Source organism: Tessaracoccus sp. MC1627 (assembly GCF_014164725.1).
Taxonomy (GTDB): domain Bacteria; phylum Actinomycetota; class Actinomycetes; order Propionibacteriales; family Propionibacteriaceae; genus Arachnia.
Genome location: NZ_JACJGA010000006.1, coordinates 102785 through 117235, shown reverse-complemented (window position 1 = coordinate 117235; position 14451 = coordinate 102785). Strand labels below are relative to the sequence as shown.

At 69.5% G+C, this 14451-nt stretch carries 14 protein-coding genes; 1 reads left to right on the top strand and 13 read right to left on the bottom strand.

Going from position 1 to position 14451, the window contains the following annotated elements:
• Positions 1-8: 8 nt before the first annotated feature.
• The 7 genes from H5399_RS12935 to H5399_RS12905 form a co-directional block, all read right to left on the bottom strand.
• Positions 9-1436 (bottom strand): penicillin-binding protein 2, encoded by a 1428-nt coding sequence (locus H5399_RS12935; RefSeq protein WP_182783148.1) that lies wholly within the window; start codon positions 1434-1436, stop codon positions 9-11.
• Positions 1433-2827: an FtsW/RodA/SpoVE family cell cycle protein gene (locus H5399_RS12930; RefSeq protein ID WP_182783149.1), complete on the bottom strand. Its 1395-nt coding sequence runs from the start codon at positions 2825-2827 to the stop codon at positions 1433-1435. The genes H5399_RS12935 and H5399_RS12930 overlap by 4 nt, the downstream gene beginning before the upstream one ends.
• Complete coding sequence (locus H5399_RS12925) at positions 2827-4272, bottom strand: PP2C family serine/threonine-protein phosphatase (protein WP_182783150.1); 1446 nt, start codon at positions 4270-4272, stop codon at positions 2827-2829. The genes H5399_RS12930 and H5399_RS12925 overlap by 1 nt, the downstream gene beginning before the upstream one ends.
• 3 nt (positions 4273-4275) lie before the next feature.
• A complete protein-coding gene (locus H5399_RS12920; RefSeq protein WP_182783151.1) occupies positions 4276-4737 on the bottom strand; it encodes an FHA domain-containing protein in 462 nt (153 codons plus the stop codon).
• Between the two features lie 2 nt (positions 4738-4739).
• On the bottom strand, positions 4740-5447 hold the full coding sequence (locus H5399_RS12915) for a DUF3662 and FHA domain-containing protein (protein ID WP_182783152.1): 708 nt from the start codon (positions 5445-5447) through the stop codon (positions 4740-4742).
• 928 nt (positions 5448-6375) lie between these two features.
• Positions 6376-7410, bottom strand: coding sequence for a methylmalonyl Co-A mutase-associated GTPase MeaB (meaB, locus tag H5399_RS12910; protein WP_182783153.1), 1035 nt, complete (start codon positions 7408-7410; stop codon positions 6376-6378).
• 36 nt (positions 7411-7446) lie between these two features.
• Positions 7447-8220, bottom strand: coding sequence for a hypothetical protein (locus H5399_RS12905; protein ID WP_182783154.1), 774 nt, complete (start codon positions 8218-8220; stop codon positions 7447-7449).
• A 200-nt stretch (positions 8221-8420) separates the two neighbouring features.
• On the opposite strand from H5399_RS12905, the gene H5399_RS12900 reads away from it, so the two are divergent.
• Positions 8421-9323 carry an HAD family hydrolase gene (locus tag H5399_RS12900; protein ID WP_182783155.1) on the top strand — a complete coding sequence of 301 codons (903 nt, stop codon included), beginning with the start codon at positions 8421-8423 and terminating at the stop codon, positions 9321-9323.
• On the opposite strand, the gene H5399_RS12895 is transcribed toward H5399_RS12900, so the two are convergent.
• The 6 genes from H5399_RS12895 to H5399_RS12870 form a co-directional block, all read right to left on the bottom strand.
• The gene (locus tag H5399_RS12895) at positions 9313-9606 is read right to left on the bottom strand and encodes a PqqD family peptide modification chaperone (RefSeq protein ID WP_182783156.1); all 294 of its coding nucleotides are present in this window, start codon (positions 9604-9606) and stop codon (positions 9313-9315) included. The genes H5399_RS12900 and H5399_RS12895 overlap by 11 nt on opposite strands.
• Complete coding sequence (locus tag H5399_RS12890; RefSeq protein WP_182783157.1) at positions 9603-10340, bottom strand: hypothetical protein; 738 nt, start codon at positions 10338-10340, stop codon at positions 9603-9605. The genes H5399_RS12895 and H5399_RS12890 overlap by 4 nt, the downstream gene beginning before the upstream one ends.
• Complete coding sequence (locus H5399_RS12885; RefSeq protein ID WP_182783158.1) at positions 10333-10593, bottom strand: PqqD family protein; 261 nt, start codon at positions 10591-10593, stop codon at positions 10333-10335. Before H5399_RS12885 ends, H5399_RS12890 begins: the two co-directional genes overlap by 8 nt.
• Positions 10590-11489 carry a 2-nitropropane dioxygenase gene (locus H5399_RS12880; RefSeq protein WP_182783159.1) on the bottom strand — a complete coding sequence of 300 codons (900 nt, stop codon included), beginning with the start codon at positions 11487-11489 and terminating at the stop codon, positions 10590-10592. The genes H5399_RS12885 and H5399_RS12880 overlap by 4 nt, the downstream gene beginning before the upstream one ends.
• The gene (locus tag H5399_RS12875; protein WP_182783362.1) at positions 11486-12865 is read right to left on the bottom strand and encodes a sugar nucleotide-binding protein; all 1380 of its coding nucleotides are present in this window, start codon (positions 12863-12865) and stop codon (positions 11486-11488) included. The genes H5399_RS12880 and H5399_RS12875 overlap by 4 nt, the downstream gene beginning before the upstream one ends.
• A 76-nt stretch (positions 12866-12941) precedes the next feature.
• Positions 12942-14360 (bottom strand): sugar transferase, encoded by a 1419-nt coding sequence (locus H5399_RS12870; RefSeq protein ID WP_182783160.1) that lies wholly within the window; start codon positions 14358-14360, stop codon positions 12942-12944.
• Positions 14361-14451: the final 91 nt, after the last annotated feature.

The following is a 14451-nucleotide window of genomic DNA, read 5'->3' as shown; positions in this document are numbered from 1 at the left end:
TGAGAAGTTCATCGGAGAGCCTCCAGTACGGCCTTGAAGATGGGGGCCGCGAGCCGACCCCCGGAGATGTCGTCGCGGTCCACGTCGGCGTTCTCCACGAACGCGACGATGGCCACCGACGGGTCCTCGGCGTAGCCGACGAACCACGCGTAGGGGGGGCGGTCCGGCGCGGTCTGGGCGGTGCCAGTCTTCCCGCCGACCACGACGCCGTCGGTCTGCGCGGGGCGCCCGGTGCCGTCCTCGACGGTGGCCACCATCATCTGCTGCAGCAGCCCGGCTGTGGAGCCGCTGATCGGCTGGCCGATCACCTCGGGGCCACGGGAGCTCAGCACCGTCAGGTCCTGGTTGGTCACGGTGCTGACCAGGTAGGGAGACATCATGACGCCGTCGTTGGCGATGGCGGCCGCCACCTGCAGCATCTGCAGGGGGGAGGCGGCCACGTCGTACTGACCGATCGCCGACAACGCGGTCTGGGCCTCGTCGAGCTCGGTGGGGAACCGTGACGTGGCGGCCGCGAGGTCCAGGCTCTGTTCCTGGTTGAACCCGAACGCCTCGGCCATCGCCTGCAGCTTGTCGCTGCCCAGATCCAGCGCCAGGGACCCGAAGGCCGTGTTGCACGAGGTCTGGAGCGCCTGCTGCAGGGTCACGGTGGTGCCGCCGCAGTTGGTGGAGTTGCCGATGGAGCGGCTGGAGTTGGGCAGCCGCAGCGACGCGGGGGCATCCAACTCGCTGCTCGGCACCATGCCGTCCTCCAGAGCCGCCGCAGCCGTGACGAGCTTGAAGGTGGAGCCGGGCGGGTACACCTCGCGGGCGGCGCGGTTCTTCAGCGGCTCGTCCGGGGAGTCCAGGAGCTCCGTCCAGGCCTCCCGCGCCACCTCGAGGTCGACGGTGGCCAGCCGGTTGGGATCGTAGGTGGGCGTGGAGACCATGGCCAGGATCTCGCCGGTCTCGTAGTTCATCGCGACGGCGGCGCCCTGCTGGCTGCCCAGGGCGCGGACGGCCGCGGCCTGGGCGCGCGGGTTGAGGGTGGTGGAGATGTTGGCGCCCTGCGAGCTCTGCCCGGTGACCAGATCGACGATCCGGTCGATCGACTGCTCGGACGAGGTGCCGGCCAGCTCCTCGTTGAAGGAGCTCTCGAGGCCGGAGCGGGCGTAGTCGTAGGAGTACCAGCCGGTCACCGTCGACCACAGCTCTCCCGCGGGATAGGTCCGCACGTAGGGGAACCGGCCGGGCCGGGGCACCGAGACGGCGATGGGCTCGTTGCCCACCAGGATGGCGCCGCGGGGGCGGGCGAACTCGGCGTCGCGGACCCGACGGTTGCTCGGGTGCGCGTTGAGGTCCTCGGCCTGGACCACCGAGATGGCGGTGAGGTTGAGCAGCAGCGCGGCCATCATGAGGGCCACGAACACCGTCACCCTGCGGATGGGCACGTTCATCGGCTGATCACCGCCGTCTCATCGTTGACCGCACCCATTTCGCGCGGGGCGGCCGTGGCGGCCTGGGGCATCCGGCTGCGATGCGAGATCACCATAAGGATGGCGATGATGATCCAGTTGGCGATCAGGCTGGAGCCGCCCTGGGACATGAACGGCGTGGTGAGGCCCGTCAGCGGCAGGAGCCGGGTGACGCCGCCGATGATGGCGAACACCTGCAGCGCGAACGTGAAGCTCAGCCCGGTGGCCAGCAGCTTGCCGAACCCGTCGGGCGAGGTGACTGCCGTCTTGAAGCCGCGCGCAACCAGCAGCGCGTACACCAGCACGATGGCCATGAGCCCGAGCACGCCGATCTCCTCACCCAGGGCGGCCGCGATCATGTCGCTCTTGGCCAGCGGGGTGAGCCCGGGCCGGCCGAGGCCCCAGCCGCGGCCGAACAGTCCGCCCCAGGCGAACCCGAACTGCGCGCTGATGATCTGAAGGTTCTGGTCGTAGTTGCTGAACGGGTCCAGCCAGGCGTTGACGCGGCGCGGCACGTGGTGGGTGAACTGGTTGGCGGCAAGGGCGGCGACGACGAAGGAGAGGCCGGCGAGGATGGGCCACGCGGGCCGCTCCGTCGCCACGTAGATCATCACCGTGAACAGCCCGAAGAACAGCATCGAGGTGCCCAGGTCGTTCTGATACACCATCACCACCAGGCACAGCAGCCACATCACCGCGATGGGCCCGAGGTCGCGGGCGCGGGGCAGTTCGATGCCCATGAACCGCTTACCGGCAAGCGCGAGCACCTCGCGCTTCTCGTAGAGGTAGGCGGCAAACGCGATCGACAGCGCGATCTTGGCCACCTCGGCGGGCTGGAACGAGAAGCCGAAGACCCGGATCCAGATCTGGGCGCCACCCGAGGAGACGCCGATCACCGGGAGCAGCGGCAGCAGCAGCAGCACAAGGCCGGAGATGAACAGGAGGTAGGGGTAGCGCTGGAGGCGGCGGTGGTCGCGGAGGCCGATCGCGACGGCGGCGAACAGGATCAGCCCGAGCGCCGTCCACAGCAGCTGGGTGGCCGCGTCGTCGTTGACGGGCTCAGGGATCTGGTCGATCCGCGAGATCATCGCCAGGCCCAGGCCGTTGAGGAGGAACACCGACGGCAGGATCACCGGGTCCGCATAGGGCAGTCGGAAGCGCACGACGAGGTGCGCGGCAACCCCCATCCCGTACCAGAGAGCGGTCACCGGAATCAGGTTCTGGGGCAGTTCGCCGTAGAGGTTGAGGCTCGTGATGACCCAACCGGCCAGACCGAACGACTGAGCGAACAGCACCAGGAACAGCTCGACCGTCCGTCGCTTCTTGTAGACGATCACCTCATCCGAGACCGCCGGCTGGACCGCTGCCGTCATCAGCAGGCCTCGGGGTCAGCCTCGGCGCTGGCCGTGGGGGTCGCGGTGACGAGGGTGGAGGGAAGCAGGAAGCTCGGGGGAGCGGACTGCGCGGTGGCGCCGGGCACCGCCGACAGCGTGGTGGTGGGCAGCCCGGGGATCGTCGACGACGGGGTGGCCGTCGGGCTGGGTGACGGCGACAGCTGCGGCGTGGGCTGCTGCCTCTCCTCCCGCACCTCGACGCAGCGCTCGGCCAGGGTGCGCAGCTGCTGGGTGGTGCCCCGGGCGGCGGGCAGGCTGTCCACCTGGATAGCGCCGTCCACCACGCGCTGATAGAAACGGGGCAGGTCGGTCACGGGGATGTCGGTGCGCTGGGTGAGGGTGTTGAGGTCCAGCCCCAGCAGTGAGCCGGGGATGCCGTTGTAGATCGCCACGTACCCGTCGTCGGCGGCCACGAAGTAGCGGGTGCGCGAGTACGAGATGACCCCCCACGCGCTGCCACCGAGTACCAGAGCGACGGCGAGGACCAGGGCCGTGATGCCGGGCCAGCGGTGCTTCGCCTCGTGCGGCGCGTAGCGCGCCACCTCCGCCGCGTCGTGCTCCACGTCGACGGCGGGTGCGGACTGCGGCCACTGCGGCCCGCGTCCAGTGCCGCCCTTCGTCATGGCCAACTGCCCCGTCCGGGGGACCTTGAGGTCGACGGCGGCGCCGACGAGCTGGCCCTCGAGCGCGTCAAGGGCGTCGTCCTGAGGCACGACGTCGCCGATCACGATGGTGATGTTGTCGTGGCCACCGTTGGCGTTGGCCGTCTCGGACAGCCGGGAGATCGCAGACGACGCGTCGTCGATGGTGAGGAACTCGCGGAGGGTCGCATTGTCCACCAGGCCGCTGAGCCCGTCGGAGCAAAACATGAGGCGGTCGCCCACCTGCGCGTCGAGGACTTCGAGGTCCGGCTCGAACTCGACCTGTCCGTTGAGGACCTTGAGGATGAGCGAGCGGTGCGGATGGGTGGCGGCCTGCTCCGGGGTGATCTTGCCGTCGTCGAGGAGCGACTGGACCCACGAGTGGTCGTGGGTGAGCTGGGTGAGTTCGCCGTCGCGGAGCAGATAGCCGCGGGAATCGCCGATGTGCGCCAGCCCGAACTGGGTGCCGTTGAACATTGCGCCGCAGAAGGTGGTGCCCATGCCGTCGAGCTCCAGGTCCTCCTCGATCAGCTCCGTGAGTTTCGTGTTGGCGCGGGCGATCATCCCGGCCATCCGCTCCAGCATCTCCTCGCCGTCAGCCGCGCGCTGATCCGAGCGTGCCGCCTCCTGCGCCGCGACGGCGGAGGCCAGGTCACCCGCTGCGGCGCCGCCCATGCCGTCGGTGACCAGCAGCATGGTGGGGGAGGCGTAGCCGGAGTCCTGGTTGTTCTTGCGGATCCTGCCCACTTCCGAGTGGGCGGCGAAGCGGAGGGAGAAGGTCATGGATCAGATCTCGAACCGCATGAGGGTCTTGCCGATGCGGACCACGTCCCCGACGGTGACCTTCGTGGGTTCTGTCACGAGTTTGCCGTTGACGTAGGTGCCGTTGGTGGACTGCAGGTCCGTGATCACCCAGGTGGTGGGGTCCTTCTGCACCAGTTGGGCATGCCGGGCGGAGGCGTAGTCGTCGTCGAGGAGCAGGGTGGAGTCCGCGGCGCGGCCGAGGTTGATGGTGGGCTCGACGGGGACCGCGGTACCCTGCTGCCCCCCGGCCGTGATGGCGAACCGGGTGGGCAGCTTCGAACGGTTGCGGCCCCGCCCCCGGTCCGCGGGGATGGCCGCGAGCGATGAGACGGGCACCCGGCGACCGAACATGTCCGTGCGCACCACGTTGGCGACGAAGAGGATGAACAGCCAGATCATGGCCATGAAGACGATCTTGATCGTCCCGACGAGAAGGTCAGACACGCTCAGGATCCCGTCGGTGAGTGGATCAGCATCCTGGTGTTGCCGACCTCGATCCTGGCCCCCTCGCCGACACGGGTCTTGGTGACCCGGCTCCCGTTGACGTGCACGCCGTTGGTGGAGCCGAGGTCCTCGACGGTGATCACCGGGTGATCCGGGTCACCGGAGACGCTGATCATCGCGTGGCGCCGGGAGACGCCGGGATCGTTGAGCCGCAGGTCCGCCTCGGCGCCGCGGCCGATCAGCAGGCCTGGCGCCACCAGCGGATGCCGCACGCCGTTGACCTCGACGACCAGCCGTCCAGGGACAGCCGCAGGAACGGAGGAATGGCCCGCGCCCTCGGAGGGGAGGGCGTGGCTGGTTACGGTGAACTGCCCGGTGGGCAGCGATTCGTCGAGGGAGTAATCGATGGTGACGGGCCCGTTGAACACGTAGTGGCGGTCCGCGGCGTGGTCCCGGATGCCGGGCAGGATCTCGGCGTTGAGGGTCTTCGAGTAGGGGACGAGCCTGTCGAAATCCGCCTGTGAGAGGCCGATGGTGAAGGCATTGGGCACGAGGCGCTTGTCGCGCGAGAGCAGCTTGGCCTCCGCGTCGAGCTCGCGCTGGATGCCCGCGACGATCTCCACGGGATGCACGAAACCCTTGAAGGCCTTCGCGAAGACCTTGCCCACGGCGGACTCGATCCGCTTCTCGGCTTTGTCAAAGACTCCCATGTGCCTCCTCTCGGTGCTTGGACAGCGCCTCCCCCCAGGCACACGTTCGCCGCCAGTCTAACCGTCGAGCCTGCGCGGGTGCGATATCGGGCTGCGACAAGGAGGAAGGCCGCGTGATCCGCCGGTGCCGTCTCTGTTCCCCTCGGCTCCCGCTGTCTTGGCCCTGGCTGCCGGTGCGGGGAGCCCAGCCCCGTCGCCCGGGCGGCCGTTGTCTACGGTCTGCGCGTTGGTGCCGGTGCGTTGGTGGTCGGGTGGTGAGGCCGCCCGGGCCTCGTCCCTGGTCTCCTCACACTCGTCTGCTGGTGGCGTGTCCGGGTTCGGGTGTGTGCCGCCTGGCTGTCCCCGTCGCGTCGACTGGCTTGTGTCTCGACGCCTGGCTTGTGTCTCGACGCCTGGCTTGTGTCTCGACGCCTGGCTTGCGTCTCGGCGCCTGCTCTAGATCGCAGGCGCCCCGGAGCCGCCTGTCCTATGTTCGGCAGCCAGCGCTGTAGCGCGGGCGGCCAGACTTATCGCAGGCGCCACAGGGCCCGCCGCCCTGAGACGAGCCGACGCGAGGTGTGTGCGAGTGTAGGGGTCGGCAGGTCGGCTCTGCGTCGCGAGCCAAATGCGAGGGTGGGGGTCGGCGGGGCGGCTGCGCGTCGGGATGCCCAACCCGAGGATCACCAGGCTGGCCTCCCGCCTCAACCCACTTTCACCAGGGCCGCCCGGCCGGCACACGCCCTGACCCAGGGCCACGCCACGGGGAATCGAGTGCGGGGAGGCGGGAGGCGAGGCCCGGGCGGCCTCGATCACCCGACCCACGCGTGACTCGCCGCAACTCGCAGAGACCGTAGACAGCGGCCGCCCGGGCGTCGGCTCACGTGTCCCGGCACCGTCAACGGGTCAGGACACCCAGGGCGGCGCCCAGGCGGCCCCCAGGGGTTTGGGGTCAGGCCTGGTGGCCGTGGTGGGCGTGGTGGGCCCACGGGAAGGTGGGCAGGGCGTCGGCGAACGCGCGCAGGATCAACTGAGACCCCTCCAGCGCCGACAGCGCCTCCTCCGCCAACTGCGCCTCCACATCCTTCGCGACAGAACGCACCTGAGGCGAGGTCCGCAGCGACTCCAGCAGCTCGTCGCGCACCATGTTCCACAGCCAGTCGCGCTGCTGGTCCAGCCGGCGGGCGGCCAGCGACCCCTCCGCCTCCAGCTCGGCACGATGCTTCTCGACGGTGTTCCACAGCTCGTCCAGGCCCACCCCCGTGTACGACGAGCAGGTCAGCACCGGAGCCCGGCGCTTCTTCGTGTCGCTGGTGATCAGCTTCATCGCGATGCTCAGCTCGCGTGCCGCGACCCTAGCCGCCTGCTCGTTGTCGCCGTCGGCCTTCGTGATGGCGATCACGTCCGCGAGCTCGAGGATGCCGCGCTTGATGCCCTGCAGCTGGTCACCGGTGCGGGCCACCTGGAGCATGAGGAACGTGTCCACCATCCCCGCCACCGCGACCTCTGACTGCCCCACGCCGACGGTCTCCACCAGGATCACGTTGTAGCCGGCCGCCTCCAGGACGAGCATGGACTCGCGGGTGGCGCGCGCCACGCCGCCCAGGTGGCCGCCCGACGGCGAGGGCCGGATGAACGTGTCCTCCCGCGCCGCGAGCTCGGCCATCCGGGTGCGATCGCCGAGGATGGAACCGCCTGTCCGCGACGACGACGGGTCCACCGCGAGGACCGCCACGCGGTGGTGCCGCTCATCGATCAGCTTGATCCCCATGGCGTCGATGAAGGTGGACTTGCCGGCGCCGGGGACACCGGAGATGCCGACGCGGAAGGCCTTGCCGGTGAGCGGGGCGATCAGCCGCAGCAGCTGATGCGCCTGCTCACGGTGCTCCGGCTTCGATGACTCGACCAGCGTGATGGCGCGGGCGATGTGCCCCCGCGATCCCGCGACGATCCGGTCCGCCAACTCCTCGGGTGTCACCTTCCGCATGGCCCGACCCTACCGCCGCAGCCGCCCGCGGCGACGTCAGCCCCGCCTGGCGTTGCCTTCGAGTTCCAGGATCTCCTCGGCGGCCGCCGCCACAGCGTCCCGCAGCTGCACGTCGTCGGCGAGCGACGGGTCGAGGAACGCGACGACGCGGGCCGCGTCGGCCTGCAGGTCCTCGCCGACGAGCCCGACAAGGCCCTCACCACCGGCGTCGCGCACAGGGGCGCCGTGCCCGCGGAGGTGCAGCAGCCACGCCGCGACCGCCCGCACGGCGGCCGCGGGCACCTCACCGCGCGCCCGGAACGCACTCACCGTCGGCATGATCCGCACGGGCAGTTTCAGTGACCCGTCGCTGGCGATCTGGGCCAGGAGGTGCCGGATGTTGGGGTTCTCGTAGCGATCGAGCAGCGCCCGGGCGTAGTCCTCCCACGGCACCTGTAGCCCGACCCCGGCCTCGGTCCACCACTGCTCAACCCAGGCGCGCAGCGTCGGGTGGGCGATGGCCTCGGACACTGTCTCGACGCCGAGGATGGGCCCGGCGTAGGCCAGCAGCGAGTGCGACCCGTTGAGCATCCACAGCTTGCGCTGCTCGTAGGGCTCCACCTCGTCGACGATCTGGACGCCCGCGGACTCCCAATCCGGACGGCCGGCGGGGAACTCCCCACTGATCACCCATTCGCTGAACGGCTCGGTGGGCACCGGGGAGGCGTCGACGTAGCCCTGCGTGCGGGCCACCTCCACGAGGTCCCCGTCGGTGGTGGCCGGTGTGATCCGGTCCACCATGCTGGTGGCCCAGGCCACGTTCCGGTCCATCCAGTGCACCAGCGAGGGCTGGACGGGCCAAGGAGCATGGCACCGCCATCAGCTTCGATCTCGGTGAAGGTCGCCCGAACGACGACCACGACTTCAACCTCGGCATCGTGCTCGACAAGCTCGAAGGCAAGTCGGAGTTCAAGGGCACGCCCAACACCGAGATGTTCCCCTTCCCCGACACCCGGATCTGAGGACCGACGATGACTGACAAGATGCCCGAGCGCGCCCAGGTGCTCCTCGACTTCCAGCCCACGAAGCAGTTCTTCGTCGGGATCGACTCCGACGGCTGCGCCATGGACGCCATGGACATCAAGCACCAGGAGTGCTTCACGCCCGCCTACATCAAGTACTTCGACCTGCAGGCCGCCTCCACCCTGGTCCGCGAGACGGCCCTGTTCGTCAACCTGTACTCGACCACCCGCGGCCAGAACCGCTGGGTGGCGCTGGCCAGGCTGTTCGAGCTGCTGAGGCAGCGGCCCGAGGTGGTGGAGCGCGGCGTGAAGGTGCCCGAGGGCGTCGAGCTGCGGAGGTTCCTGGACTCCGGCTACCCGCGCTCCGATCGCGGGATCGCCGAGTTCGCCGAGGCCCATCCGTCAGAGGAGATCGAGCGCTGCATCGCCTGGGGCAAGGGCGTCAACGAGCTCATCGCCTGGATGGTGCACGGCTGCGCACCCTTCCCGGGTGTGCGCGAGGCCATCGAGGCGATGCAGCCGGACGTGGACTGCATGACCGTCTCCGCGACGCCGATGGAGGCGCTCGAGCGCGAGTGGCACGAGCACGACCTGGCGAGGTACATGAAGGTGGTCGCCGGGCAGGAGATGGGCTCGAAGGCCCAGCACGTGCACTGGGCCGCCAAGGGCAAGTACCCGGATGACCACATCATGCTGATCGGCGACGCGCCCGGCGACCGCGACAGCGCCTTCTCCGAGGGCGTGCTGTTCTACCCGATCATGCCCGGTAGCGAGGCCGAGTCCTGGCGGCGGTTCCGCGAGGAGGCGCTGCCCAGGTTCCTGGGCGGCACCTACCGGGGGGAGTACATGGACTCCCTGGTGGCCGAGTTCGAGGCGCTGCTTCCGGAGAGGCCCACCTGGGTCACCGTTTGACGCTTGGGTCCTGTCCCGCGGGCTCCTCATCGATGATGAGGAGCCCGTTGTCGTTCAGAGCGGCCAACTGGGCCGCGACCGCCTCCGTGAGGGAGCCGTCGGGCGGGGTACCGAAGGCCGCCGCCAGTTCGTCGGTGAGCTGGTCGAGGGTGACCGGCCCGTTGCCCAACAGCTCAAGGATGAGGGTGGCGACGGGGCCCAGGCGGAGGACCTTGTCGTCGAGGAGGACCAGGGACTCGCCGTCGACAGGCAGGAAGTCCGTGAGGTCTGCGCACCTGATCACTGTTGTCCCTCCAGGTGGTCGGTGCACCACGGGAGGATCTGCTCCACCTCGCCGTATTCGACGAGGGTGCAGCCGGCGCGACGATGCACGTCGGCCATGAGGTGCAGCGGGCGGGGCAGCTTCGAGAGCGAGGAGGTCTCCGGGGCGATCATGGCCAGGGCGTCGAGGACGGGCAGGGGGGTGAAGGCGGCGTTGTCGCGGCCGGGGGTGCGGCGCAGCAACACCAGGTCAGTCAGCGTCGGAGACGGGGGGGCCTGGAGCAGCCCGAGGTCGTCGGGGGAGTTCTCCCGCTTCGGGTGCCCGTGGTCCGGGGCCAGCGTGATGGGCTTGGGGTAGGGGTGGATCCGCAGCGTGACCGGGTCGATGCCCACCGTCTCGTCGGAGAGGTAGCCGTAGCTCCTCCCGAGGCGGCGGGTGAGCGTGGACTTGCCCGTGCCGCCGGGGGCGACGAACACCAGGGCGCGCCCCGTCTCCGGGTGTGCCACCGCCCCGGCGTGGAACATGAGGAGCTGCCCGGCGCGGGCGGCGATGAACGCCTGGGTGATCTGCTGGGTGGCTGACTCCTGTGAGGAGTTCTTCCTCACGGTGACGTCGGCCTGGGCGGTGGTGTCGCGGGAGAGGCAGCGGGCCCAGAGGTGCCGGACGGCGTCGAGGTCGAGGCCGGAGTCGCCGAGGTCCACTGCGATCCCTGTGCCGAGGCCCGCGAGGGTGAGCGTGTGGGGTGCCTCACTCATCGGAGACCGCGAGCTTTCTCGCCGTGAGATCGGCCAGATATGCGGCAACGTGGGCGTGGATCTCCGCCGCCTCTGTGCCTGTTGCCTCGCTCACCGTGGCGACGATCTCGTCTGTGGTGGCGCCGTCGAGGCAGTGCCAGATGAGGGCGGCGGTGCCGTCGAGGATCACCACCTCCCCGACGGTGGGGGCCGTGGCCACCACGCGATCCTCGTCGTCCTCCCAGACCACCTCGGGATGGTGGCGGTGCGTCATGCTCTGCCCCCCGTCGAGGTGCGACGGGCGGCCAGCTCGCCGAGCAGTCGTCTCCATCGCAGCAGCGTACGCTGAGCCACCTCGCGGTGGCTGGGCGCGTGCCCCAGCTCGGCCTCGAGTAGGGACGGGTCGAAGAACAGCAGCCCCTGGACGACGGCGGCCTTCTTGCCGACGGTGGTCGCTGCCCGCCAGCGAGCACGCCATTCGTCGAGGCGGCTCGGGTTGCCGTCGCGGAAGTGCTTCCACAACAGGTACTCGGGATGGTCCCTGAAGGCCTCCAGGTCCCCGACGGCGGCCGCCACCCCGATCTCGGCGCCGAGATGTCGCGCCAGGGCGAGCACCCCCGTGCGCTCGTCGGCGGTGGCGCGGTCCCAAGCACGACCCGTATCGGGGTGGTGGGGGCCGCTGCGCGCGGAGTGCAGGAGGAGGAGCAGCCGCTGCGCCGTGACCGACGGCGTGGGGCACGGCACGTGACCCAGGTCCGTGCTTGTGCGGGCCCGCCACAGCTCGTCGAACGCCTCCGGCGCGAGGCCGGGGAAGCGGCGGTGCACGTCGGCGTTGCCTAGGGTGGGATGGAAGATGTTCATCGCGTGGCCGAAGGCTGAGCTGGTGGAGAAGCTGGTCTTGCGGATCCAGCCGTGCCGGGAGGCCCCGTCGAGGAAGCGGTGGACGTGCTCGGGGCGGATGAGGAGATCTGCGTCGCTGCTGTTGCGGTGAATGATCTCGGTGCGTTCGAAGCTGCCCTCGGCGTCGTGGATGTCGCGGGTGTCGAGCAGTTCCCGCGCGACGGCCGGCCCCTTGACGTGCAGGACGTCCGCCCCGGCCTTGTCGGCGATGCGCTGCAGCACGCCGTGGGTGAGGCGTAGCCGGACGTGGAGGGAGGGCTCTTTCGTCATCGCAGGGCGTCGAGGTAACGGCGGAGGGCTTCGGTGCCGTCGCTGGGCTGGAATCCGGTGGCCTTGATTTTGGCCAGGTCGAGGGTGCTGTGTCGCGGGCGTGGTGCGGTGATCTTGCCGGCTGAGAATGTCGCGGTGTCTGTGCGGGTCACGCGGCCCTGAGCGCCGCGGGCGTCGAAGACGGCGGTGGCCACGTCGAACCACGACATCGGGTTGCCGTCGGAGGTGACGTTGTAGATGCCGGCGGGGGCGCCCGTCTCGACGAGGTGGAGCGTTGCCCGGGCGAGGTCGTCGGCGAAGGTGAGCCTGCCGAACTGGTCGTCGACGACGGCGGGGCTGATCCCGGAGTCGGCGAGGCGGGCCATGGTGCGCACGAAGTTGGGGCCGTCTCCGATCACCCAGCTGGTGCGCAGGATGTAGTGCCGGGGCAGGGTGGCGACGAGCGCGTCGGCGGCGGCCTTGGAGGCGCCGTAGGCGCTGAGGGGTGAGAAGGGCTCGTCCTCGGCGTGGGTGTCGCGGGTGCCGTCGAAGACGTAGTCGGAGGAGACGTGCACGAGGGGGAGCCGGTGGCGGTTGGCGGCTGCGACGAGGTTGGCAGTGCCGGTCACGTTGACCGCCCAGCAGGCAGCCCGTCCGTCGGCTTCGGCGGCGTCGACGGCGGTCCAGGCGGCGGCGTTGATGATCGCGGAGGCCCGTCCCCACGGGAAGGCGGCGACGGCGTCGGCATCAGTGATGTCGAGTTCGTCTCGATCGAGGAATTGGGCGTCCGGAAGGAGCCGGCGCAGTGCCTGGCCGAGTTGGCCGCCGGCCCCGGTGACGACGGGGCGGGGCCGGGGCATCGGGATGACGTCGGCGAGAGCCGAGTGGGTGCGGTCGGCCTCGGAGACGATGGCCGATTCGAGGGGCATTGGCCAGTCGATGCCCGGGTGGTTGAGGTTGGCGAAGGTGTACTGGGACTTGGTCTCGGCTGACCAGTGCTCGTTGACCAGGTACGAGTAGCAGGTGCCTGCTTCGAGGGCCTGGTAGGCGTTGCCCACGCCGCTGGGGGTGAAGACGGCGGTGTCTGGGCCGATCTCGTGAGTGACCACGGCGCCGAAGGTGTCGCCCTCGCGCAGGTCCACCCAGGCCCCGAACACGCGCCCGGTGGCGACTGAGACCAGCTTGTCCCACGGCTCGGCGTGGATGCCGCGGGTGACGCCGGCCTCGGCGTTGAAGCTCATGTTCTGCTGCACGGGCGCGAAATCGGGCAGCCCGAGGGTCATCATCTTGGCGCGCTGCCAGTTCTCCTTGAACCATCCGCGGGCGTCGCCGTGGAGGGGCAGGGTGAGGATCAGGAGGCCGGGGATCGAGGTTGAGGAGAGGCTGAGCCCTGCGATCCCCTCCCCTGGGCGCACAGCGTTGGTCACGCGGCCAGCCTAGCCGGTGGATGCCTTGGCGCTCGCTCCATCCTCGTCAGTAGGCGCCGCGCGAGCTCACGACCGCGCGGAAGGTGCGCAGGAGGATGACGATGTCCTGAAGCATGGACCAGTTGTCCACGTAGTAGAGGTCGAGACGGACGGTGTCGTCCCACCCGAGGTCGGATCTGCCCGACACCTGCCACAGGCCCGTGATGCCTGGCCGCACGTCCAATCGACGCCGCACATGAGTCAGGTAGAGCGCCACCTCCTGCTCCATGGCCGGGCGCGGCCCGACGAGACTCATCTCCCCTCGCAGCACGTTGAACAGTTGGGGGAGTTCGTCGATGGAGAAGCGGCGGATGAAGCGCCCAAAGGGGGTGATGCGGGGGTCGTTTCTGATCTTGAACAGGGCACCCTCCGCCTCGTTGGCGTCCTCGAGGCCTTCGGCCCGGATCTGCTCGGCGTTCTGCACCATGGAGCGGAACTTCAGCAGTTGGAACGGCTCTCCTCCCATGCCCACGCGTTGCTGCCTGAAGAGCACGGACCCGCCGTCGCTCAGCTTGATGACGAGGGCTGTCACCAGCATGAGGGGGGACAGCAGCACCAACAGCAGTACTGAGGCGACCAGGTCGAAGGCTCGCTTGGTGAACCTGAGGGACCGCTCCGCCTGCGGCTTTCCCACGTGCATGAGCGGGAGTCCGGCCACGGGCGTCACGTGGATGCGCTGGCTGGAGATGTCGGTCATGGCGGGGACCACCACCATCTCGGCGCGGTGGCCCTCCAACTTGCGGGCCATCTCGTTGAACTCGCGCCCGCGTCGGACGGAGCCCGTGGTGAAGATCACGGCCCGGGCACCGGTGCGATCGATCACGCTCAGGAGGTCGTCGAGGGTGCCCACCTCGTCGATGTCGCTGTCTGACCTCGCGTCGACGTCGATCGACTCGTCGTCGGGCGGAGCCACCACGCCCACCGGGGTGTAGCCGAGCCACGTCTCCCTCCGCAGCACGGCCACGACATCGTCGACGGCGCCTCTGTCCCCGACCACCAGGGTGGGCAGACAGAAGCGACCGGACACCCGCAGCTGTTGCAGGATCCGCCTCGCGGTGCGGCGCCCCAGAAGCAGGGCGGGGATGCCGATGGCCACCAGGATGGCGACGAATCCCCTGGACAGCGGGTAGTTGAAGATGAAGGCGAAGAAGCCCAGAGCGAGCAGGAACAGCAGCGATGAGTTGAACACCTGGCGGTACTCGGCCACTCCGAAGCCCCAGTGGCGCGGGCGGTATGCCCCGCCGAAGGCCAGTGCGAGCAGCCATCCCACCACGATGAGTGGGGCAACGGGGATGACGAGTTGCTCCGCGTCGTTGATGCTCCGGAGGAAGGGGACCCACCTGCGCAGCGCCACCGCGGCAACCGCAGCAGCAGAAATCAGGGCAGTATCCAGGGCGACGAGTGCCCAGCGATACAGATTACGCATAGTGCTCCCCAACACCCCCTTCCGAGCACTCTAGCCAGTGGGTGTGGCGGACGCCGAATCCTCGACGGTGCGTGCCCTGCGGGCGGTGCCT